This window comes from Vannielia sp. SX4 (assembly GCF_052828525.1).
Genome location: NZ_CM128247.1, coordinates 1037685 through 1058973 on the forward strand (window position 1 = coordinate 1037685; position 21289 = coordinate 1058973).

The window sequence follows — 21289 nt, forward strand, 5'->3', positions numbered from 1 at the left end:
TGAACTGCGGAGGAGCCCTATGGATAAGCGTGGAATCGTGGCCGGATTGGCGGAGCTGGTGGGCGACCGCCACGTGCTGGTCGAACCGGCGGATACGGCGAGCTACACACGCGATTGGTCGGGTGACAACCTTGCAGACCCGCTCTGTGTGGTGCGCCCAGCATCAACGGCCGAGGTCTCCGCCGTGATCCGTTTTGCCAACGCGCATGGGTTGGCCGTGGTCCCCCAAGGCGGCAACACCGGCCTCGTTGCGGGCACCAGCGCGACTGGCGGGCGCGATATCTTGCTGAACCTCGGCCAGATGCGGGCGATCCGCAGCATCGAGCCGACAGACATGGTTATGCAGGTCGAGGCCGGCCTGACCGTGGAGGAAGCGCGCAGCGCGGCTGAGGAAGTGGGCCGCCTGTTCCCGCTCGCCTTCGGCGCGCAAGGCACGGCGCAGATCGGTGGGGCAATCGCGGCAAACGCGGGCGGGCTGAACGTGCTGCGCTACGGCATGACCCGCAACCTCGTGCTCGGCCTCGAGGTGGTGTTGGCCGACGGCACGGTGGTCGACACGCTCTCTTCCCTCGCCAAGGACAACCGGGGCCTCGCGCTGCATCAGCTCTTCATCGGAACAGAGGGCACGCTCGGCGTGGTGACAGCCGCCAGCCTGCGCCTCTCCCCGCGCAATACCCGGCGCCAGACCGCGCTTCTCGCTTTCGAGGGCCTTCCCGAGATCGTCGCTTTCGCCTGCGATGCGCGGGCCCATTGCTCTGACTTGCTCTCCGCCTTCGAGTTCATGCCCGGTGCCGCCATCGACTTGGCCACCGAGCATGTTGAGGGCCTGCGCGACCCCCTTGAAACCCGGCACCCCTATTACGTCCTGTTGGAGATCGCGGCGTCCGGGCCGATCGACCTTGATGGGCTCCTCATGGGCCTGCTGGAAGAGGCAATGGGTGACGGCCGGGTGCTGGACGGCGTGGTTGCCACAAGCGATAGCCAGCGGCAGGAGTTGTGGTTGCTCCGCGAGGCGATGGTCGAGGCGCAGGCGGCGCAGGGTCGCCACATGCGAACGGATTTCTCGGTGCCGCTGTCGCGCGTGGCCCAGCTGGTAAAGGCGCTGGAACTGGTTGTGGAGCGCGAACTACCCGGCTGGATCTCGCTGGCTTACGGCCACATGGGCGACGGCAACGTGCATTTCAACGTCTTGCCTCCCGAGGGAACAGGGCAGGCCGCCTTCACCACGGCTGTCGGCAAGGCGCGAACGCGCATGTACGAGGTCGTCCGCAGTTTTGACGGGTCGCTTAGCGCCGAACACGGCATCGGACGCGAGCGCCTTTCCGCGCTCTACGCGGATCGCGCGCCCGAGGTGCTGCGGTTGGCCGAAGCTGTAAAAGCGCTGCTCGATCCGGAAGGCCGGCTTAACCCGGGCTGCCTCTTTCCGGTGCGGCGAGATGATGAAGGAGAGCACGCATGACATTTGAACTCGAAGGCGATGGCTGCTGGCTTGGCCGTGTCTGGAACCCAGAGGTTTCCGGCCCATCCGTAGTAACTGCTCGTGAGGGCAGGGTTCTTGATATCACTTCTTGCACCGCGCCCACCGTGCGCGACATCTGTGAAATGGAAGACCCTGCGGAGTATGTCAGCGGTGCATCTGGCACTGACATCGGGGCGCTGGATCAGATCTTTGCCGAAAGCTCGGCCTGGCGACCACTTGCACCCATAGACCTTCAGGCAGTGAAAGCCTGTGGCGTCACGTTCGCGGGCTCGATGGTAGAGCGCGTCATCGAAGAGAAGGCCGCAGGCGACCCGAGCCGCGCCGAGGCCATCCGGCGCCGCGTGGGTGAGACAATCGGAAACTCCTTGCGCAACATCGCGCCCGGCTCCGCCGAAGCGGTCCGGATCAAGGAAGCCCTGATCGCCGAGGGACTCTGGAGCCAATACCTCGAAGTAGGTATCGGGCCGGATGCCGAAGTCTTCTCCAAGGCCCAGGTGCTCTCTTCGGTCGGGCATCTGGCCGAGATCGGCCTGCACCCGGTGTCACGCTGGAACAACCCTGAGCCCGAGGTGGTTCTCGCCGTCGCCTCCACCGGGCGCGTAGTGGGTGCGACCTTGGGCAACGACGTGAACCTGCGCGACGTGGAGGGCCGCTCGGCCCTGCTGCTTTCGAAGGCAAAGGATAACAACTGCTCCTGCGCGATCGGCCCGATGCTGCGGCTGTTTGATGGCGCTTTCGGGATAGAAGACGTACGTAAGGCCGAGGTGGGACTGAGGGTGACCGGAACCGATGGCTTCATCCTTGAGGGCCGCTCCGACATGACCCTCATCAGCCGCGACCCTCTCGATCTGGTGCGCCAAACGGTGGGGCCGCATCACCAGTACCCCGACGGTTTCGTGCTGTTTTTGGGGACACTCTTTGCCCCAACTGAGGACCGTGACGCGCCGGGGCAGGGTTTCACTCACAAGCTCGGAGATGTTGTTGAGATTCGGTCGGAGAGGCTCGGCGTCTTGCGCAACACAGTGAACCTTTCCACCGAGTGCCCACCTTGGACGTTCGGGCCGAGCCACCTGATGCGTAACCTCGCGCGGCGCGCGCTCCTCTAGGTTAGTGTGTCACGTCATTTTGGAATGCCATAATCTGCAACTAAAATCTAAAGATCTGAAAGTATTGTGTTTATTTAGATTGACCTGATCGTTGCTGCAAAAATATGGTATGCAAAACCGACAGAGCCCCTGTTCGGTCTCAAGCAAGGGAGGAAAGCTTGAAACACTTCAAAACGCTCTTCGCGGCATCCGTCGCACTGATGATGGGCACTCAGGCGCACGCGTGGGAGCCTGAGGGCACCGTTGAATTCGTGGTGCCCTACAGCGCCGGTGGCGGGAGCGATGTGAACGCCCGCTTGCTTGTCGAAGCCTGGCGGAAGCATGACATCGTGGATGCCAACGTCGTTGTACTGAACAAGTCCGGCGGCTCCGGCGCTGTGGGTAACACCTACACCTTCAGCAAAGATGGCGACCCAAACACAATCCAGACCTATGTGTCCGGCCAGATGATGAGCTCCATCTCAAACAACGCGGCTGTCAAGCTCGAGCACCTCACGCCACTCGGTACCCTGACCCTCGACACTCTGCTGCTCGTAACTCGCAGCGCAGACGACTACGCCGATTTCGCGGCGCTCGTCGAGGCAGCCGCTAAGGAGCCCAACAGCGTCACCATCGGCGGCGTGTCGCGCGGCAGCGAGGATCATCTCGTCTTCACCATGCTGAACGACAGCGTCGATGCCGAGCTGCAATACGTGCCCTTCGACGGCGGCGGTGATGTTCTGTCGGCGCTTCTCGGCGGTCACGTCGATGCTGCCATCTTCAATCCCAGCGAAATCGGACAGCAGGTCGAGGCCGGTCGAGCGCATCCCCTCGGCGCCTTCTCCGAAGAGCGCCTCGCCGCGCCATTTGAATCCACCGAAACCTTCGGTGAGATGGGCTATGCAGATGTGTCCATCAGCCTGTTCCGTGGCTACGTCGGCCCGCCCAACATGCCTGCAGAAGCCGTCGCCTATTGGGAGAACGCCTTGAAAGAGGCCTATGAAACCGAGACCTGGCAGCAAGAATACATTGCCGACAAGGGCTTGATCGGGCGCTTCATCGGGGCTGCCGACAGCGCTGAGTTCTACGCCCGAGAGGCGGAGAAGTATCAGCGTCTCCTCGAGGCCGTGGGCTTCGTCAACTGATCCCTGAGTCGGGCGGCACAACCATTGCCGCCCGCCAACAAACCGCCCGTCGTCGCAACGGGCGCTGACCATTTTCCAGGAGACAGATCGTGTCGATTTCCGACGAACCGCGCGCACCGCGGCCTCTCTTCGCGTCCGCCGTGGCTCTCGCCTGCCTCTGCTTCGGGGCCCTATTCTTCGGGTTCGGTGTGTTCAAGTACGGCTTCTGGATGGACCGTGGCCCCGGTGCCGGCTTCTTCCCGGCCGTATTCGGCGCGGGTACAATGCTGCTTGCCGCCTTCGAGCTGATGCGCCCCGGCCAGATCAAGGGCCGGGTCCAGCTCAGAAACCACGCGCCGATCATCGCCATGCTCGCCGCAATCCTTTGCATCCCGCTCGTAGGAATGATCCCCGCCATGGCGCTGTTCGTGCTGGGATGGCTGAAGCTGGTCGAGGGCGCGCCATGGCTGCGCTCGCTGCTGGTCGCCGCAGCAACGGCGCTCCTGACCACGCTGATCTTCGACGTGTGGCTGCGGGTGCAATTCCCGCCGAGCCTTCTCGAAAAACTCCTCTGAGGTTCCCGACATGGACACGCTGATTGCACTACAGAACGGCTTCGCCACCTCCCTGTCGCTCGGAAACCTGAGTGCGGCCCTTATTGGGGCTGCCTTGGGCATCATCGTAGGCGCCATTCCGGGGCTCGGCTCGGTGACCGGTATCGCGCTCCTGCTGCCACTTACCTTCGGGATGGACCCGACCACCGCCGTCATCCTGCTGGCGGCGCTCTACTACGGGTGCATGTTCGGCGGCGCCTACAGCGCCATCCTGTTGAACATTCCGGGTGACGCGCCGGCTGTGATGACCGCGCTGGATGGCTACCCGATGGCCAAGCGCGGCGAGGGCGGGCAGGCGCTCTTCGCGGCCAATCTCGCCTCCTTCATCGGCGGCACGGTGGGGATCATCGCGCTCTCTTTCATGGGGCCGCTGCTCGCCGAGATCGGGCTGATGTTCGGCCCGCCCGAAACTGCAGCACTCATCCTGCTGGCCCTCTGCTCGATCGGCTGGATGCTAGGCGACAACGTGGCCAAGGGGCTGATCGCCACAATGCTGGGCATCCTGCTGGCGGTCGTGGGTATCGGCTCTACCTTCGGGCACGCGCGCTTTACCGGTGGCTCCATGCACCTGCTCAACGGGGTGTCCTTCATTCCACTTGTCATAGGCATGTTCGGCTTCAGCCAACTGCTTGAGATGATGACAGATCGCCCGAAGCCGGGTGAGGGGCCCGAGCAGATCCCGCTGCGGGAGTCGATCCCGGGCCGTAAGCAGGTGGCGCGTCTCGTACCGCTAAGCCTGCGCTCCGGCCTGATCGGCACCTTTGTCGGCATCCTGCCGGGGGCAGGGGCCACAACCGGCGCTTTCCTCTCCTACGTCTTCCAGCGCAAGATTGGCCGGAACGGCGACCAGATGGGCAAGGGCGTAGTCGAGGGCGTGGCGGCTTCGGAGGCGGGCAATAACGGTGCCGCCGCCGGCTCCTTCGCGCCGCTCCTGTCGCTCGGCATTCCGGGCTCGGGCACGTCGGCAGTGCTTCTCGGTGGCCTGATGATGTGGGGCCTTCAACCGGGCCCACTGCTCTTTACCACCCGGCCGGATTTTGTCTGGGGGCTGATCTCGTCGATGTATATTGGCACAGTCATGGCAGTGATCGCTGCGATGCTAATCATCCCCTTCCTGATGCAGATCCTGCGCATTCCGATCTCGGTGCTGATCCCGGTCATCGCCACTGTCTGCGTGTTCGGGGCCTATAGCGTTAACGGCAGCATGTTCGATGTCTGGCTCATGCTGACCGTTGGCATCGCCGCCTATTACCTCAAGGTTGCCGAATACCCCATCGCACCCCTTGTGCTCGCATTCGTGCTCACCCCGAGGCTCGAAAGCAGCATCCGCCGTTCGTTCGATATCTCAAACGGCGATCCGTGGATTTTTCTTTCAAGCCCGATTAGCGTAACGCTAATTTCGGTGATCTGCGCCCTGGTTGTGATGGGCGTCGCCGGTGCGGTGGCGAGCCGGGTCAGAGTTCGCACCGCCAGAACGTAAGATTGGCCGGTCGGCTCCCTGCGCGGGGGCGCAGGCCTCAGGGGGTGCCGCGACAGGATGGAAGAGAACGGGACGAGTGAAGCCGCGGAAACCGGGACCATGACCGCGGCGCAACCGGCAGCCACCGAGGAGCACAAGGCCGCCGTGGTGGCGGCCAAGCTCCGGGAGATGATCATCACCAACCGTTTCGCGCCCGGAAGCCCGGTGCGCGAACGCGCGCTGGCCGAGGAGCTACAGGTCTCCCGCACCCCGCTTCGCGAGGCGCTAAAGATTCTCGCCAATGAAGGGCTTCTCGTGCTCAATCCCCGGCGCGGCGCCACCGTCGCAGTGCTGGACGACGACGAAGTGCGCGAGTTGCTCCAACTGCTGGGCGGTCTTGAGGCATTTGCCAGCCGCCTGGCCTGCAAAAACATCACGGATGCGACGCTGCGCGAGTTGCAGGCCCTTCACCACGAGATGATCGCCGCTTATTGGCGCAGTGACCGGATCACCTACTTCCATCTGAACCAGAAAATTCACCTCACGCTGGTGCGCAGCGCCGGCAATTCGGTACTTGAAGAACATTACCGCATGGTGAACGCGCGGCTCTACCGCGTGCGTTACGAGTTGAACCTCAAGACCAACCGCTGGGGAGATGCGATCCGCGACCATGAGGTCATCATGGAGGCGCTGGAGGCGCGAGATAGTGCGCGCCTTGCTACAGTCCTTGAGGACCACGTGCTCAAGGCCTTCGACCGGTTGCGTCGGGGCGAAGTTGGCCCCGACGCAGAAGAAACCGCCGAGAGCTAGCTGCCGGTCCAGTCAGGTTTGCGCTTCTCTCCGAAGGCCCGGATGCCCTCCCGAAAATCCTTGCTGCCGTAGCAAGAGGAGATGAGGTCGTCGATATCGGGCAGGCTCCCCTGCGTCAGGCGGCCAAGCGCCGCCTTGCTGGCCGCCATCGAGAGCGGCGCGCCGGAGCAGAGCTTCGCCACGAGCTTTTCTGCCGCCTCGTCGATCTCACCTTCCGTCACGATCCGCGCCAAAAAGCCGGTGCCGGCAAGCTCCTCGGCGGTCAGCAACTCCGCCAGTAGCAACATGCGCTTTGCGATGGCATCGCCCAATGCGCCCGACATGCGGGCATAGTTTCGGATCGACAGGCAGTTGCCCAGCGTCCGGGCGATCGGCACACCAAAACGAGCGCCCGCTGTTGCGATCCTAAGGTCGCAGCCTCCTGCAATGTTGAGCCCACCCCCAATCGCCAGCCCGTCGATCACCGCAAGGGTCGGGGCAGGGATAGCGGCGAAGGTGTCGAGGATGCGATCCATCTTGCGCTCGTAGGCAATGCCGTCTTCGCCACTCTCAAACTCGGCAAACTGCGCAATGTCGGACCCGGCCACAAAGGCCCGCCCGCCGACGCCCCGCAGCACGACAGCGCTCAGCCCTTCGGTGTCCGCCAGCTTCTGGCTGATCTCCTCGAACTCGCCATACATCTTCCATGTCATGGCATTCATCGCCTCGGGCCGGTCAAACCAGATGCGGGCAACCGGGCCTTCCAACTCCAGCCGAACTTCTCCCGCGCTCATCCGAAAGCTCCTTCCGCGCGCAGCTTGGCGGCATCGAACCCGAGTTCGTCCGCAAGCTCGTCGGTGTGCTGGCCCAGAAGCGGCGGTGCATAGCGGACCTGCTGCGGCGTGCCGCGCAGCTTTACCGGAAAGCCGAGCGCGTTCATCTCACCTTCGGTCGGGTGCTCGATCTTCATGATCATCTCCCGTGCCTTCGTGTGATCCGCTTCGAAGACCTGGCCGAAATCGTTGATGGGCCCGGCAGGCACGCCTCTTTCGAGAAAAGCGTCGACCCAGTCCGTGGCCGTCCGTTCGATGAAGACAGGGGCGAGCGTATCAACCAATGCATGGCGGTTGGCCACGCGGTCCTTGTTGGTCACGAAGCGTGGGTCTTCGTGGATGTCGGGCCGTTCGATCACTTCGCAGAACAGGTCCCAGAGCTTCTGATTGGCGGCGCCCACCACAAACATCCCGTCGCTCGCGGTGAACGCTTGGTAGGGCGCGCTCATCCGGTTGGCGGTGCCTAGCGGCTTGGGGGATTGCCCCGTGGCCCAGAACTCGGTGGTCTCCCAGATCGAGAGCGACAAGGCCGCCTCAAACAGAGAAGCATCCACATACTGCCCCTTGCCAGTGGCTCCGCGGCCGATGACAGCGCTGAGAATGCCATAAAGGCAGAACAATCCAGCACCCAGGTCGCCAACCGACACGCCAGACTTCACCGGCCCGGTATCAGGATGGCCCATCGCGCTCATCACACCCGACATGGCCTGCGCGATCAGGTCAAACCCCGGTCGTTGAGACCAAGGCCCGGTCTGCCCGAAGCCGGAGATGCTGGCATAGACCAGCTTGGGGTTCAGGGCGGAGAGCGTGTCATAGTCAATTCCCAGACGCTTGGTCACGCCGGGGCGATAATTCTCCACCACCACATCGGCGGTCTTGACCAGTTCGAGCAGCATCTTCCTGCCACCCTCCGTCTTCAGGTCGAGCGTGACTGAGCGCTTGTTGCGGTTCAGCGCCAGAAAGCCCGGGCTGTCGGTGCCCTTCATTCGAAAGCCCATCGAGGCGCGGGTCTGGTCCCCCTTGGGCGGCTCGATCTTGATGACGTCGGCGCCCATGTCTCCCAGCATCATGCAGCAGAAAGGCCCGGCCATGACCTGCGTCAGGTCGATGATTCGAAGCCCCGCGAGCGGAAGGGGGGTGCTTCCGGTCTGGTCTTGTCTTGAGGTGGTCATCTTGCGCGTGCTGCCTCCCTGCCATCACATGTCGCTTCAACTTGGCATTCTTGTATGCAAGATTTGTCTGAGGTCAACCGCTGCGGTATTCCTATCGCCGGAAAGATTGCCGTGGCGGCATGAAATCAGTAGGTCGGTTCAACCTGTGCGGAGGAAAAGGTGTCATGGCCAAGCTACCCGAGAATGCAGAGGCGAACCGCCGCAAAGGCGCGCTGCATGTGGCGACCACGCAGAAGCTGCGCGACATGATCGTGTCGGGCGAGCTGGCGCCGGGCGAACGGCTTCGCGAATCGCACTATTGCCAGCTCTTCGGTGTGTCACGCACACCGTTCCGCGAGGCGGTGAAGGGGCTGGCGGCCGAAGGGCTCATCGAACTCTCCCCTAACAAATCCCCGGTCGTCGCCAAGTTGAGCGCTGAGGATCTGGAGCATATCTACGTGGTCGTCGCCGCGCTCGAAGCCACGGCGGGCGAGATTGCCTGCAACTTGATGACACAAGACGAATTCGCTGAAGTCGTTGATTTACATAGCAAGATGCTCGAGGCTTATGAGCACGGCGACCGCAGCGAGTACCTGGCGATCAACCACTTGATCCATCGTCGTGTCGTGGAGTTTGCCCGCAATCCGGTGCTGCTGGCGAGCTGGGAGGTGCTGGTGCCGCGCGTGGAGCGGGCGCGTGCCGTTGCCAACCTTGACCGCAAGCGTTGGCTTGCCGCGGTGTCTGAACACTCCCGGATGCTGGCGGCGCTTGGCGCGCGCGATGGGGCCAAGCTGGCGCAGATGACGCGCGAGCACTTCATGAACGGCCTGTCCTTTTCTCAGCGCCATGCGCGGGAGCAGATGGCGCAGGAATGAAGGTCTGTTTGGCGGGCTGAGTTACCTGCACTGAAGGCGTTACTTCTCCAAGCAAGCCAGATTTCTTTCGCTTCGCCTATTGACGATCAAAAATCTTGCATACAAGAATGCGCATCAGAGGCGACCACGGGAGGCGTCTCCCTGGCTCGGCCAGACAATCTATTGGGAGGAATACCATGAAGCTCAGTTCCATCCGGCTGGCGTCTGCGGCGCTCGCCGTCACGGCTGCATTCGCCGCGTCCACCGCTGGCGCACAAAGTCTGCGTTACGCTCACGTCGGTTCCGAAGGTGACATCCAGCACTGGTTCGCCGCCGAAACGGCGACCCGCATTCCCGAGGCCACCGGTGGCGATGTCACCGTCACCGTGTTCCCCAACTCGCAACTCGGCGGCGTGCAGGAAACCATCGACGGCGTCCGTTCCGGCTCGATTACTATGGCACACCACGAGTTCGCCTCGCTGGCGCAGCTGGTTGAAGATATCGCCGTGTTCAACGCCCCGTTCATCTACCGCGACGGCGAGCACGCGTTGAAGGCCACCGATCCGCGCACTTCGCCGGTGCTTCAGGCATTCAACGAACAGCTGATCGAGAACGGCAACATGCGTGTCATCGGCCGCCTGTTCCGCGGCGCCCGCCAGATGACCGCCAAGATGCCGGTCTACTCGCCCGCCGATCTTGAGGGGCAGCCGTTCCGCGGCGTGCCGCTCCAGCTCTGGACGACGATGATCAAGGGCTTCGGAGCCATCCCGACGCCAGTCGAGGTGAGTGAGCTGCCAACTGCCCTTATGACCGGCATGGTCGTGGGGCAGGAGAACCCGCTCACCATGATCAATGCCAACAAGCTCTACGAAGTGCAGAGCCATGTCATGCTGACCGGCCACATGCAGAACGTGCTGCCCGTCTTCATCAACGAGGATGCATGGCAGTCGATCTCCGAAGAGAACCGGGAGAAGGTTTTGGATGCGCTCGATGAGCTGGCCTATGAAACTCTCGCGACGGCTCAGCAGGCCGAGCAGGATCTGGTGGGTGAGCTGACCGAAAAGGGCATGACCTTCATCACAGCCGAAGACGGACTCAAACTCGACGAGTTCCGTGCCGGCGTGGTTGCACAAGTGAACGAGGATTTCCCGACCTGGGCGCCCTACATCGAACAGATCGCAGCGATCGAGTGATCCCCAGCGGGGAGGGGGAGCCCGCTCTCCCTCCCCCAAAGTTTCAAACCCAAGTTCGACGGAGAGGCATGCCCTGTGTCGCATGATCCCGAAGCCGGCGCGGAAGCCGCCGCGCTCCCGACCAACGCCCTTCTGGCCGACCGCATCCTGAACCCGGTGCGCAAGATCCTGCGGTTGGCGGGGCTCGTGATCCTAGCCGTCATGATCGCAACGCCAATGGCACAGGTCATCATGCGGCAGTTTTTCAGCATCCCGCTGATCGGGGCTGACGAGCTCTCGCGCTTCATGCTCATCAGTGTCGTGATGTTGACCATTCCCTATACCGTCTCCTCGGGAGCGAGCGTCCGAATGGAGGAAGTCCAGCACGTTTTCCCCGAATGGGTGCAGCGCGCTCTGCGGGTGATGATCGCACTACTGGGCCTCGCCGCCTTCACCTTCGCCTCTTGGTCGGTGCTGACCGCGACGCTGAAAAATCTGAATAACGCGACGCCCACACTCGGCATCCCCTACTACATCTTCTTTTCGGCCACGGCGGTCGGCTTCTTCTGCGCCGCGCTGGAGTTTGCCCTGCTGGCTTGGAAAGCGCTCATGGGGCTGCCGATGTACGTGACATTCGCCGCCGAGCAACCCACCGAGGAGCTCTCGCTGTGAGCCTCTTTTCCCAGACTGCAAATCTTCGAGGTCCGACGTGGGCTACCTGATCCTCGCCGTGTTCGCCGGCATGTTCCTGATGGGCTTTCCCATCGTCCTGTCCATCCTCGTGCCTTCGGCGCTCTACATCGCGCTCAACGGCTTTCCGATCGAGTTGATCGGCCAGCGGATGACCTACGCGCTCGACAGCTTTCCTCTCGTCGCGGTGCCTGTCTTCATCTTCGTCGGCAACCTGATGAACCAGGCCGGCGTCACGGCCCGCATCTTCCGCTTCGCCGATACTTTGGTGGGCCGGGTGCCGGGCGGGCTGGCGCAGGTCAACATCTTCTCCAGCCTTATCTTCTCTGGCATGAGCGGCGCGGCACTCGCCGATGTGGGCGGCCTCGGCAAGATCGAGATCAAGGCGATGGCCGAGCGCGGCTTTTCGCGTGCCTTCGCCGGTGCCGTCACCGCCTCATCCGCCGTTGTCGGCCCGATCTTTCCGCCGTCGATCCCGCTCATCATCTACGGCTCGGTCACCGGCGTCTCTATCGTGCAGCTCCTGCTGGCGGGCATCATCCCGGCGATCGTTTGCGTGCTGATGCTGATGATCGCCACGGTCATCATCGCCTATCGCAAGAACCTGCCCCGCGCCGAGCGCTGGGCGCGCCCCTCCGAGATCCAAGCCGCTCTGTGGCCCGCAATCCCGGCGCTGCTCACGCCCCTGTTGCTGGTCGGTGGCATGCTTCTGGGCTGGTTCACACCCACCGAGGCGGCCTCCGTCACTGTGTTCTACGTGATCTTCATCAGCAGCATCGTTTACCGTGAGCTGACGATCGGCCACATCCTCTATGCCGCCTACGAGACCATCAAGAGCACCGCCGCGATCCTCATCATCGTCTCGGCCGCCGCGCTCTTCGGTTGGATTCTCGCCATCGAGCAGATCCCGCAGAGCTTTGCCGCCACGCTCACCTCGATCTCGCAGGATCCGGTGATGCTGCTGATGATCGTCAACCTGATCTTGCTGATCGCTGGCATGTTCCTCGACAGCACGACGGCCACGTTGCTCATCATCCCCATCATCGCGGGCCCGTTGCACGCGGCAGGTGTCGATCCGGTGCACCTTGGTATCGTGGCGATCTTCAACCTGATGCTGGGGCTGGTGACGCCGCCGATGGGGCTCTCACTCTTCCTCATCACTGATATTGCCCAAGTGTCGATGCGTGCGATCCTGAAGGCGATGATGCCCTTCTACATCCCACTCGTCGCAACACTTCTTCTGCTCACCCTTGTGCCGGAACTGTCGCTGTTCCTGCCCAAGATGATCCGTTAACACCCGAAAAGGAGACTGCCATGAAACTCGTCGTCGGATCCGACCATGCGGGCTTTCCGCTCAAGGCCTCGGTTGTCGAGTACCTTCAAGAACTCGGTCACGAAATCACCGATGTCGGCTCCTACAACCCCGCACCCGTGGATTTTCCGGTAATCTCCGGCAAGGTCTGCGATGCGGTTCTCGATGGTTCGGCCGATCGTGGACTGCTCATCTGCGGCACCGGCGTGGGCGCGGTGATCGCGGCCAACAAACGTGCCGGCATCCGGGCCTCCATCGGGCACGATGTGCACTGCGCCCACCAAGGCGTCGAACATGACGATGTGAACGTGATGTGCATCGGCGCCCAGATCGTCGGCCCTTGGCTGGCGCGTGATCTGGTCAAGGCCTATGTCGAAGCCGAGTTCGACGCGACCGACGACCATGTGCGCCGGGTGGAAATGCTTCACGAGCTTGACCGCAACCGCGGAGCCTGAGGGCAATGCAGATCATCGACGCCCACCACCACATCTGGGACCCGACGCAGAACTACCATCCCTGGCTGTGTGATGACGCGCCGATCCCCTTCCGCTACGGTGATTACTCCGCCCTGAGGCGTCCCTACCTGCCTGCGGATTACCGGGCCGACGCCGGAAAGTATGAGGTTGTCGGGTCGGTCTACGTCGAAACCGAGTATGACCCGGCAGACCCGCTAGGCGAGGTGGAGTGGATCACCGCCATCAGCCGTGACTCGGGCTTGCCGACGGTCGTGGTGGCGCAGGCCTGGCTCGACCGGGCGGGCCGTGAAGAAGTGCTGGCGGCCCACGGCGCACATCCGCTGGTGCGCGGTATCCGCCACAAACCAGCCTCCGCCGCAACGGCGGAGAGGGCCGCGCGCGGAGCGTCCGGTTCGATGGACGATCCGGCCTGGCGCGAGGGCTACGCGCTGCTTGCGCCTAATGGCCTGTCGTTCGACCTGCAAACGCCGTGGTGGCACCTCGATGCCGCCGCCGACCTTGCCCGCGACTTCCCCAAAACCCAGATCATCCTCAACCACACCGGCCTGCCCGCCGACCGGGCGCCAGAGCCGCTCGCGCGCTGGCGCGAGGCTCTGCACGGCATGGCCGAGCACCCCAATGTTACGCTCAAGATTTCCGGCCTCGGGCTGCCTGGTCAGCCCTGGCGAGCGGACGATAACCGCAATGTGGTTCTGACAGCCATCGAGGCCTTCTCGCCCGAGCGCGTCATGTTCGCTTCCAACTTTCCCGTAGACTCCCTCGTCGCCGGCTTCGAGACCATATTCGACGGGTTTGCCGCAATCACCTCGGGCTTTTCCGAGGCCGAGCGCGCGGCCATGTTCCGCGACAACGCCCGCCGCATCTACCGCATGGAGAACTTATGACTGCAAATGCCAACCTTCCCCGGATCGGCTTTGTCGGGCTGGGCATCATGGGCGCGCCGATGGTCCGCCGCCTGCTGTCGCAGGGCTTTCAGGTCACCGTCTGGAACCTCGAGCCCGAGCGTACCTCCGAGGTCGTGCCTCATGGCGCGATCTGGGCCGAGGGCCCCGCAGCTGTGCGCGAGGCTAGCGACATCCTCGCCATGTGCGTGCTTCACGCAGAGGCCGTCCGCAACTGTTGCTTCGGGCCGCAGGGATTTGACAAGGCCAGTGGCGGCGCGGAGTTGATCGTGGATTTCTCCACTGTCGCCCGCGACCTGACCCTGGAGATCGCCGCCCGCATGGCGGAGCATGGCGTCGGTTGGGTCGACGCCCCCGTCTCGGGTGGCCCGGACCCTGCAGAGACCGGCACCCTCACCGCAATGATCGGCGGCGCCCCGGCGGATGTGGAGCGCGCCGCGCCAGTTCTTAGCGCCTTGACGCGCACAGCCACACATCTCGGTCCGCTCGGGGCAGGGCAAGTGGCCAAGACTTTGAATCAGGCCATCGTCGGCACCAACTATGTTCTCATGGCAGAGGTCATCACGCTGGCGCGCCGCGCCGGGATCGACCCCGCCTTGTTGCCCGACGCCCTCGCCGGCGGCTTGGCCGATAGCCAAATCCTTCAACGCACTTACAAGCAGATGGCATCGGATGACTTCGACCCGCCCAAGGCCTATGCCCGCCAGCTCTCCAAAGACATGAAGGCGCTGGCCGATTTCGTGTCGGAGCAGGGCGGGGGTATGCCGCTGATCGACCGCGCGGTCGAAACCTACGTGAACTACGCCGAAGACGGCAACGCCACGTCGGATGCGGCGGCCATCAGCGCCTACTATAGCAAAAAGGCCTGAAGACTGCTCCGGGCGGCGCAGCAGCGCCGCCCGGAGCAGTCTTCAGGCGGCTTCTTCGAGGAGCGCCACATAGTCGGCATGGGTCAGCGGCACCGGGTTCGTGGCCGCCGAGTGATCCTTCAGTGCCGCATCGGCCACGTCCTGCCACTGGCTGCCATCGAAGCCGATCTCGCCGAGGGTCTTCGGCAGGTTCAGCCGGGCGCAGAGCGCCGCGAAATGGGCCGCCACATCGCCACCGGCGATCCCGAGCCGCGCGCTCATCGCTGCAAATTTGTCTGCCGCCGCCGCCGCATTTCGCCGCAGGACCGGCGCCAGAAGAATACCATTCAGCGTGCCGTGGTGCGGGTTGATGTCCTTGTAGGCACCCAGCGGATGCGAGAGCGCATGGATGGCCCCCAGCCCCTTCTGAAAGCACAGACCGCCCTGCAGTGACGCCATCATCATGCCGCTCCGTGCCTCAGCATCCTCCGGGTTGGTGACCGCGCGCTCGATGTGGGTCACGGCGCGCTGCAACCCGTCGAGCGCAATGGCGTCGGCCACCGGGTTGTCGCGCGGGCTGAGATAAGTTTCGACGCAATGGCTGATCGCATCGATGCCGGTGGCGGCGGTCAGTCCGGCGGGCAATCCGTAGGTCAGCTCCGGGTCGCAGAGCGCCAGTCGCGGAATGAGGTGTGGCGAGATGAGGCCCACCTTGCGCCCGTCCGCCAGCGTCATCAGCGAAGCACGGCCTACCTCGCTGCCGGTGCCGGAGGTGGTCGGGATCGCAATGATCGGCACGATCGACTTTATCCGCGCAATACCTCCTTCGATGGCGGCGTAGGTCGCCAGCGCCCCTTCGTGGGTCACAAGCAGGCCGACCGCCTTGGCAAGGTCGATGGGCGAGCCGCCGCCCATCGCGATGATGCTGTCGCAGCCCTCGGCGCGAAACTGCGCAGCTGCCTCGCGCGCGGCCTCCTCCGTCGGGTTGCCGGGTGTGCCGTCGAACACCGGCAGCGGCTCTGAGAGCGCGGCGTTCAGCCGGTCCAGCAAGCCAGCAGCTACAATGCCTTTGTCGGTCACGATCAAAGGCCGCTTTGCCCCAATGCTCGCGCGCAGCTCGTCAATCCGGTCGAGCTCACCCGCGCCGAACTCGATCTGGGTGAGATAGTTGATAGTGGCCAAATCCCGGCCCTCCCTATGTTTTCTTGATTGTCCTTGCAGCCCGTGAGCTTAAGCGAGCTTGTATTTCTCTGCCGCCTCGGGGTTGATCTCCAGCCCGAGGCCCGGCGCCGTGGGCGGCTCGAGATAGACCCCGTCGGCCTCGACACGCTCCGAAATTCTCGGACCGCTAAAGAGCATCGTCTGGATGCCCAGCAGGGCATTGTCCAATTTGAAGTACTCAAGCCACTTCACGCTTTGCAGCCCGCAAGCGAGGTGAATGTGTATCGGCTGAAGGTTCCACGGCGAAACCACGCGCCCATGGGCCACGGCATGATCGTGGATCCGCATCCACTCGGTGATCCCGCCGCAGATGGCCGCGTTGGGCTGAGCGATATCGATGCCGCCGTACTCGATCAAGGCTTGGTATTCGTGGAGCGCGGTATGCTGCTCTCCGCCGGCGATATGCACGTCACCGGCCCGGGCCCGCACTGCGCGGTAGCCCGCAAAGTCCTCTGGCTGCACCGGCTCCTCCAGCCAGTAGATATTGTGCCGTTCCCATTTGCGGAGCTGCTGTAGTGCCGTGTCCACGTCCCAGGTTCCGTTCACATCGACCATCAGCAGAACGTCCTCCCCGATTGCCTCGCGCACGGCGGCGACCCGGGCATCGGCCTCCTGGATGGTCACATGGCTGCGCGCACCCCGGATCTTCAAAGCGCGGTGGCCGTCGGCCACGTAGGAGGCTGCCCGCTCGGCCAGCTCGGCGGGCGGCATGTGGTGGGCACAGTTGATGTAGGTCGGTACTTTGTCGCGCTGTCCCCCTACAAGCTCTGAAAGCGTGCAGTTGGCGGCTTTGGCACGCAGATCCCAGATCGCGAAGTCGAGCGCTGAGATGCAGACCCGCACGATGCCTTCGCCGCCCCGGCGCGGGATCGTCCGGAACATGCGCTCCCAGAGGTCACGGTGCAGCATGGCGTTGGCGCCGATGATCTGAGGGGCAAGCACATTTGCGATCAGATCGCGAAAGATGTGCCCCACCCCACGTGGCGCGCTGGCAAAGCCCGTGCCGACCAGCCCGCTCTCGGTTTCAAGCTCCACCACCACGACCTCGCCAATGTAGGCATCCCCCGACTCGCCCCCATAGGCCGACACTTTGGCGTTCACGATCTTCAGCATTCCATGGAGTCTCCCTTGCGTGGGCAAACTGCCCTGATTTGAATTTGGCATACCATAATTTCCGAATCCTCCAGACTTCAATAGGCAATGTGACGTGATAAATTTCTGAAAAATCGTGGATCCGTCTTGTTCTTGGCATTTTGGAATGCCAAATAACGCGAAATCATGAACCGACGAGGCTCGCAAACGCTCGTCACGCCAGAGCGGTTGCCCGATCCGCCGAAGTGGCTCGCAAGGTGTGAAACAAGGAGGACTATTCACATGCTGACCGGCAAACATCTCATCGCAGGCAACTGGGTTACGGCGAGTGAGGTTTTTTCCTCAGAGCCGGCCCATGGCGTCGCACGCGAGTTCTGCGTCGGCACGCCCGATCTGGTGAACAAGGCCTGCGAGGCGGCGGAAGAAGCCTTCTGGAGCTATGGGTACAGCTCGCGCGAGACCCGGGCGAAGTTTCTCGACACCATCGCCGACGAGATCGAGGCGCGCGGTGACGAGATCACCGAGATCGGCACCTCCGAGACCGGCCTGCCCGAGGCCCGCCTGCAGGGCGAGCGCGGCCGCACCACCGGCCAGCTTCGCCTCTTCGCCAGCCACATCCGCGACGGCGGCTATCTCGATGTGCGCCATGACGAGGCGCTGCCCGACCGGGCGCCTCTGCCCCGGCCCGACCTGAAGATGGTCCAGCGCCCGATCGGCCCCGTCGCCGTCTTCGGTGCCTCCAACTTCCCGCTCGCCTTCTCCACCGCAGGCGGTGACACCGCCGCCGCGCTGGCCGCGGGCTGCCCCGTGGTGGTCAAGGGTCACTCCGCCCACCCCGGCACGGGCGAGATCGTGGCCCAGGCCATCGACGCCGCGATCCAGAAGTGCGGCATCCACCCCGGCGTCTTCTCCCTGATCCAGGGCGGCAAGCGCGATGTGGGCACCACCCTCGTCGAGCACCCGCTGATCAAGGCCGTGGGCTTCACCGGCTCCCTCGGCGGTGGTCGCGCGCTCTTCAACCTCTGCGCCGCCCGCCCCGAGCCGATCCCCTTCTTCGGTGAGCTGGGCTCCGTGAACCCCATGTTCGTGCTCCCCGAGGCCGCCAAGGCGCGCGGTGCGGCGATGGGCGAGGGCTGGGCCGGTTCGCTCACCATGGGCGCAGGCCAGTTCTGCACCAACCCCGGCATCGCCGTGGTCGAGAAGGGCGCCGATGGCGACGCCTTCGTCTCCGCCGCCAAGGAGGCGCTCTCCAAGGCCGCGCCGCAGACCATGCTCACCGATGGCATCGCCAAGGCCTATCAGGACGCCAAGGCCCGCTTCGATGGCCGCAATGCCGTGCAGCCGCTGCTGACCAACGCCGACGAGGGCCGCAATGCCAGCCCCAACCTCTATGAAACCGACGCCGCGGCCTACCTGCAGGACCACGCGCTGGGCGAGGAGGTCTTCGGCCCCCTCGGGCTGGTTGTACGGGTGAATGGTAAAGAAGAGATGGAGACGCTTGCGAAAGGCTTCGAGGGCCAGCTCACCGCGACCATCCACATGGATGAGGGCGACACCGAGCGCGCGAAGGGCCTGATGCCGATCCTCGAGCGCAAAGCGGGCCGCATCCTGGTGAACGGCTTCCCGACCGGCGTGGAAGTGGCCGACACCATGGTCCACGGCGGCCCTTACCCGGCCTCCACCAACTTCGGCGCAACCTCCGTCGGCACCCTCTCGATCCGCCGCTTCCTGCGCCCGGTCTGCTACCAGAACATGCCCGACGCCATCCTCCCCGAGGACCTCGCAGGCGCATGACCAGGCGGTTTCGGATATAGGTCATGTCTTGATCGACACTCCCCTGTAGTGACCCGAGGCGCGCGAGCCCCTCTGTATCTTTGCGCGCCTCGGCAGCCTTTCCCCGCCACACCCAACGCATAACCCCATCCGCCACCCTTCCGCGCTCCCTATGGGTGACATTCCACGCCTCTGGCCTACATCGCCGCCTGACCTGACATCGCAGAAAGGAGGGCCAGCATGGCCACCACCGGAAAACAGCTGTTCACCACGCTCGAGGCCGACGGCAGGCTGACTGTCGCCATTGAAGACGTCTCGTTCGACGACCCGACCGGCAACCAGGTGCTGGTGCGGATGGAAGCCGCGCCGATCAACCCGTCAGACCTCGCCATTCTAGTCGGTGGTGCCGACATGGAAACAGCGGAGTTCACGCCCGGCAAGTTCGTGGCCCGGATGCCCGAGGCCGTCAACGCGGCCTCCAAGGCGCGCCACGGGCTGAAGCTTCCCGCCGGGAACGAGGGGGCCGGCACGGTTGTTGCCGCTGGCGAGAGCGATGCCGCGCAAGCACTGATCGGCCAGCGTGTGTCCTGCGTGCCGGGCAACGCCTACAGCCAGTATTGCCTTGCCGATGCGGCCATGTGCCTGCCGCTGGGCGACCATACCGCCGAGGAGGGCGCCAGCGCCTTCGTAAACCCCATGACCGCGCTCGGCTTCGTCGAGAATGCCAAGGCCGACGGACAGTCCGCCATCCTCCACACCGTTGGTGCCTCGAACCTCGGCCAGATGCTGACCCGCATCTGCCAGGAGGACGGGGTCGGGCTGGTGAACATCGTGCGCAAACCCGACCAGGTGGCCCTGCTCAAGGGGCTCGGCGCCAGCCACGTGGTGAACTCCTCGGACGATGATTTCTTCACCCAACTGACCTCGGCCATCAGCGAGACCGGCGCGTTCTACGGCTACGACCCGGTCGGCGGCGGCAAACTGGTCGATACCGCCTTCCGCGCGATGGAGCAGGTCGCCAAGGAAAAGATGACCGAATACTCGCGCTACGGCTCGAACCAGCCCAAACGCATGTTCATCTACGGCCGGTTGGACACCAGCCCGACCATCCTGACGCCAAGCTACGGCTTCGGCTGGACCCTGTCGGGCTGGCTGCTGTTCCCCTTCCTTCAGTCGGTCGGGGCGGAGGTCATGGGGCGGATGCGCCAACGCGTGCGCGACAACCTCACCACCACCTTCGCCAGCAGCTACAAGGAGAGAGTCACGCTGGAGGAGATGCTGACCAAGGATGCCGTTCTCGACTACCGCGCCATGCGCACGGGCGAGAAGTATCTCGTCACCCCCTGGGGTTGACCGCCGGGGCAGGGGCGCCGCCTGATACGGGGCGGCGCCACAGCGGATCACAGCAGGTCGAGCCCCCGAGCCAGCACCCCTCGCTACCACATCAGCCCGCGCGCTCTGCCGCCTCTGCCTCCAGGCAATGCTGCAATATTCGCGCGTAGTTTTCCTCGCCCTGCGCCCCGGTCACGAGATGCTGCCGCGCGAAGATCATCGCGGGCACACCGGAAATCCCGCGCTCGGTCCAGAACCGTTGCTTCTGCCGCACGGTCCCGGCCATCTCGCCGCTCTCCAGCATTGCCAGCGCCCCGGCACGGTTCAGCCCGACCTCCTCGGCCACGTCGCCCAGCACCGCGCGCGCGTTCACGTCTTCGCGCCGGGTGAAGAAGGCCCGAAAGAGGGCCTGCTTGGTTTCGTGCTGGCGGCCCTGACCTGCGGCCCAGTCGATCAACTGGTGGGCGCGGAAGGTGTTCACCATCCGGCTGTCGTCGGCATAGTTGAACTCGAAGCCGAGCGATGCGCCCAACTCGGTCAGCCGTTGCCGGGCTTCGCACGAGCCTTCCGGCGTGGTGCCGTATTTAGCCGCGAGATGCTCACGCAGGTTCTCGCCCTCCTCCGCCATGCCCGGGTTCAGCTCGAACGGATGCCAATGCACCTCGATGGCGATGCCGCTCTGCTCCGAGGCACGCGCCAGCTGGCGGTAGCCGATCACGCACCACGGGCAGACGACATCGGAGACGATATCCACGCGGATGGGGGTGTTGCTCATGGTGTCACTCCTTGAACCGCGCCGCACTGGCGCTCGCGGCGGCGTCGATGTCACCCTTGCCAAAAGCCGCAGGCCGAGGCTCGGGCAGTTGCAGGGCGTAACGGGCGACAAGAACCGTCAAACGCCCCGGCAACGCCCTGCACTCACGTCACATAGTGCGCGCAGCCCAAAACTTCAGAATTTCCGGAAAGTGCCTGGCTGGGGTGGTAGGATTCGAACCTACGGTACACGGTACCAAAAACCGCTGCCTTACCACTTGGCTACACCCCAACGGCGAGGGGGTTCCTACTGAGTCTCGGGCGTGTGC

Annotated in this window: 20 protein-coding genes and 1 tRNA gene; 15 read left to right on the forward strand and 6 right to left on the reverse strand. The window is 63.9% G+C overall.

Features of this window, described 5'->3' with window-relative positions; translation table 11 throughout:
* The first annotated feature begins 19 nt into the window (after positions 1-19).
* From ACUXVX_RS05135 to ACUXVX_RS05160, 6 genes are all read left to right on the forward strand, one after another.
* The gene (locus ACUXVX_RS05135) at positions 20-1459 is read left to right on the forward strand and encodes an FAD-binding oxidoreductase (protein ID WP_446310659.1); all 1440 of its coding nucleotides are present in this window, start codon (positions 20-22) and stop codon (positions 1457-1459) included.
* Entirely contained in the window at positions 1456-2586 is a 1131-nt protein-coding gene (locus tag ACUXVX_RS05140) for a fumarylacetoacetate hydrolase family protein (RefSeq protein ID WP_446310660.1), read from the forward strand. Before ACUXVX_RS05135 ends, ACUXVX_RS05140 begins: the two co-directional genes overlap by 4 nt.
* Positions 2587-2744: 158 nt before the next feature.
* Complete coding sequence (locus ACUXVX_RS05145) at positions 2745-3710, forward strand: Bug family tripartite tricarboxylate transporter substrate binding protein (protein ID WP_446310661.1); 966 nt, start codon at positions 2745-2747, stop codon at positions 3708-3710.
* An 89-nt stretch (positions 3711-3799) separates the two neighbouring features.
* The gene (locus tag ACUXVX_RS05150; protein WP_446310662.1) at positions 3800-4264 is read left to right on the forward strand and encodes a tripartite tricarboxylate transporter TctB family protein; all 465 of its coding nucleotides are present in this window, start codon (positions 3800-3802) and stop codon (positions 4262-4264) included.
* A gap of 10 nt (positions 4265-4274) precedes the next feature.
* On the forward strand, positions 4275-5783 hold the full coding sequence (locus ACUXVX_RS05155; RefSeq protein ID WP_446310663.1) for a tripartite tricarboxylate transporter permease: 1509 nt from the start codon (positions 4275-4277) through the stop codon (positions 5781-5783).
* A 57-nt stretch (positions 5784-5840) separates the two neighbouring features.
* Entirely contained in the window at positions 5841-6572 is a 732-nt protein-coding gene (locus ACUXVX_RS05160) for a GntR family transcriptional regulator (protein WP_446310664.1), read from the forward strand.
* Here ACUXVX_RS05160 and ACUXVX_RS05165 read toward each other — a convergent pair.
* Complete coding sequence (locus tag ACUXVX_RS05165) at positions 6569-7345, reverse strand: enoyl-CoA hydratase (RefSeq protein ID WP_446310665.1); 777 nt, start codon at positions 7343-7345, stop codon at positions 6569-6571. The two genes, ACUXVX_RS05160 and ACUXVX_RS05165, sit on opposite strands and share 4 nt — an antisense overlap.
* Positions 7342-8556, reverse strand: a complete 1215-nt coding sequence (locus ACUXVX_RS05170; protein ID WP_446310666.1) for a CaiB/BaiF CoA transferase family protein — start codon at positions 8554-8556, stop codon at positions 7342-7344. The genes ACUXVX_RS05165 and ACUXVX_RS05170 overlap by 4 nt, the downstream gene beginning before the upstream one ends.
* A 164-nt stretch (positions 8557-8720) precedes the next feature.
* On the opposite strand from ACUXVX_RS05170, the gene ACUXVX_RS05175 reads away from it, so the two are divergent.
* The 7 genes from ACUXVX_RS05175 to ACUXVX_RS05205 all read left to right on the forward strand — a co-directional run bounded on the left by ACUXVX_RS05175 (position 8721) and on the right by ACUXVX_RS05205 (position 14810).
* Positions 8721-9410 (forward strand): GntR family transcriptional regulator, encoded by a 690-nt coding sequence (locus ACUXVX_RS05175; protein WP_446310667.1) that lies wholly within the window; start codon positions 8721-8723, stop codon positions 9408-9410.
* A 176-nt stretch (positions 9411-9586) separates the two neighbouring features.
* Positions 9587-10582: a TRAP transporter substrate-binding protein gene (locus tag ACUXVX_RS05180; protein WP_446310668.1), complete on the forward strand. Its 996-nt coding sequence runs from the start codon at positions 9587-9589 to the stop codon at positions 10580-10582.
* A 75-nt stretch (positions 10583-10657) separates the two neighbouring features.
* Positions 10658-11233 carry a TRAP transporter small permease gene (locus ACUXVX_RS05185; protein WP_446310669.1) on the forward strand — a complete coding sequence of 192 codons (576 nt, stop codon included), beginning with the start codon at positions 10658-10660 and terminating at the stop codon, positions 11231-11233.
* A 37-nt stretch (positions 11234-11270) separates the two neighbouring features.
* Complete coding sequence (locus ACUXVX_RS05190) at positions 11271-12545, forward strand: TRAP transporter large permease (RefSeq protein WP_446310670.1); 1275 nt, start codon at positions 11271-11273, stop codon at positions 12543-12545.
* Between the two features lie 20 nt (positions 12546-12565).
* On the forward strand, positions 12566-13018 hold the full coding sequence (gene rpiB / locus ACUXVX_RS05195; protein WP_446310671.1) for a ribose 5-phosphate isomerase B: 453 nt from the start codon (positions 12566-12568) through the stop codon (positions 13016-13018).
* A 5-nt stretch (positions 13019-13023) separates the two neighbouring features.
* Positions 13024-13923 (forward strand): amidohydrolase family protein, encoded by a 900-nt coding sequence (locus tag ACUXVX_RS05200; protein ID WP_446310672.1) that lies wholly within the window; start codon positions 13024-13026, stop codon positions 13921-13923.
* Positions 13920-14810 carry an NAD(P)-dependent oxidoreductase gene (locus ACUXVX_RS05205; RefSeq protein WP_446310673.1) on the forward strand — a complete coding sequence of 297 codons (891 nt, stop codon included), beginning with the start codon at positions 13920-13922 and terminating at the stop codon, positions 14808-14810. The genes ACUXVX_RS05200 and ACUXVX_RS05205 overlap by 4 nt, the downstream gene beginning before the upstream one ends.
* 42 nt (positions 14811-14852) lie before the next feature.
* Here the strand turns inward: ACUXVX_RS05205 and ACUXVX_RS05210 are convergent, their stop codons facing one another.
* Together ACUXVX_RS05210 and ACUXVX_RS05215 are read right to left on the reverse strand one after the other, a co-directional pair.
* Positions 14853-15971 carry an iron-containing alcohol dehydrogenase gene (locus tag ACUXVX_RS05210; RefSeq protein ID WP_446310674.1) on the reverse strand — a complete coding sequence of 373 codons (1119 nt, stop codon included), beginning with the start codon at positions 15969-15971 and terminating at the stop codon, positions 14853-14855.
* 48 nt (positions 15972-16019) lie between these two features.
* The gene (locus ACUXVX_RS05215) at positions 16020-17123 is read right to left on the reverse strand and encodes a mandelate racemase/muconate lactonizing enzyme family protein (protein WP_446310675.1); all 1104 of its coding nucleotides are present in this window, start codon (positions 17121-17123) and stop codon (positions 16020-16022) included.
* A 261-nt stretch (positions 17124-17384) separates the two neighbouring features.
* Here ACUXVX_RS05215 and ACUXVX_RS05220 point away from each other — a divergent pair, with 261 nt between their 5' ends.
* Positions 17385-18896 (forward strand): aldehyde dehydrogenase (NADP(+)), encoded by a 1512-nt coding sequence (locus ACUXVX_RS05220; protein WP_446310676.1) that lies wholly within the window; start codon positions 17385-17387, stop codon positions 18894-18896.
* A 219-nt stretch (positions 18897-19115) separates the two neighbouring features.
* Complete coding sequence (locus ACUXVX_RS05225) at positions 19116-20228, forward strand: zinc-binding dehydrogenase (protein ID WP_446310677.1); 1113 nt, start codon at positions 19116-19118, stop codon at positions 20226-20228.
* Positions 20229-20319: 91 nt separating this feature from the next.
* Here the strand turns inward: ACUXVX_RS05225 and ACUXVX_RS05230 are convergent, their stop codons facing one another.
* Both ACUXVX_RS05230 and ACUXVX_RS05235 read right to left on the reverse strand, forming a co-directional pair.
* On the reverse strand, positions 20320-20982 hold the full coding sequence (locus tag ACUXVX_RS05230; RefSeq protein WP_446310678.1) for a DsbA family oxidoreductase: 663 nt from the start codon (positions 20980-20982) through the stop codon (positions 20320-20322).
* Positions 20983-21177: 195 nt separating this feature from the next.
* Positions 21178-21252: transfer RNA gene (locus ACUXVX_RS05235), tRNA-Gln, on the reverse strand.
* Positions 21253-21289 lie beyond the last annotated feature (37 nt).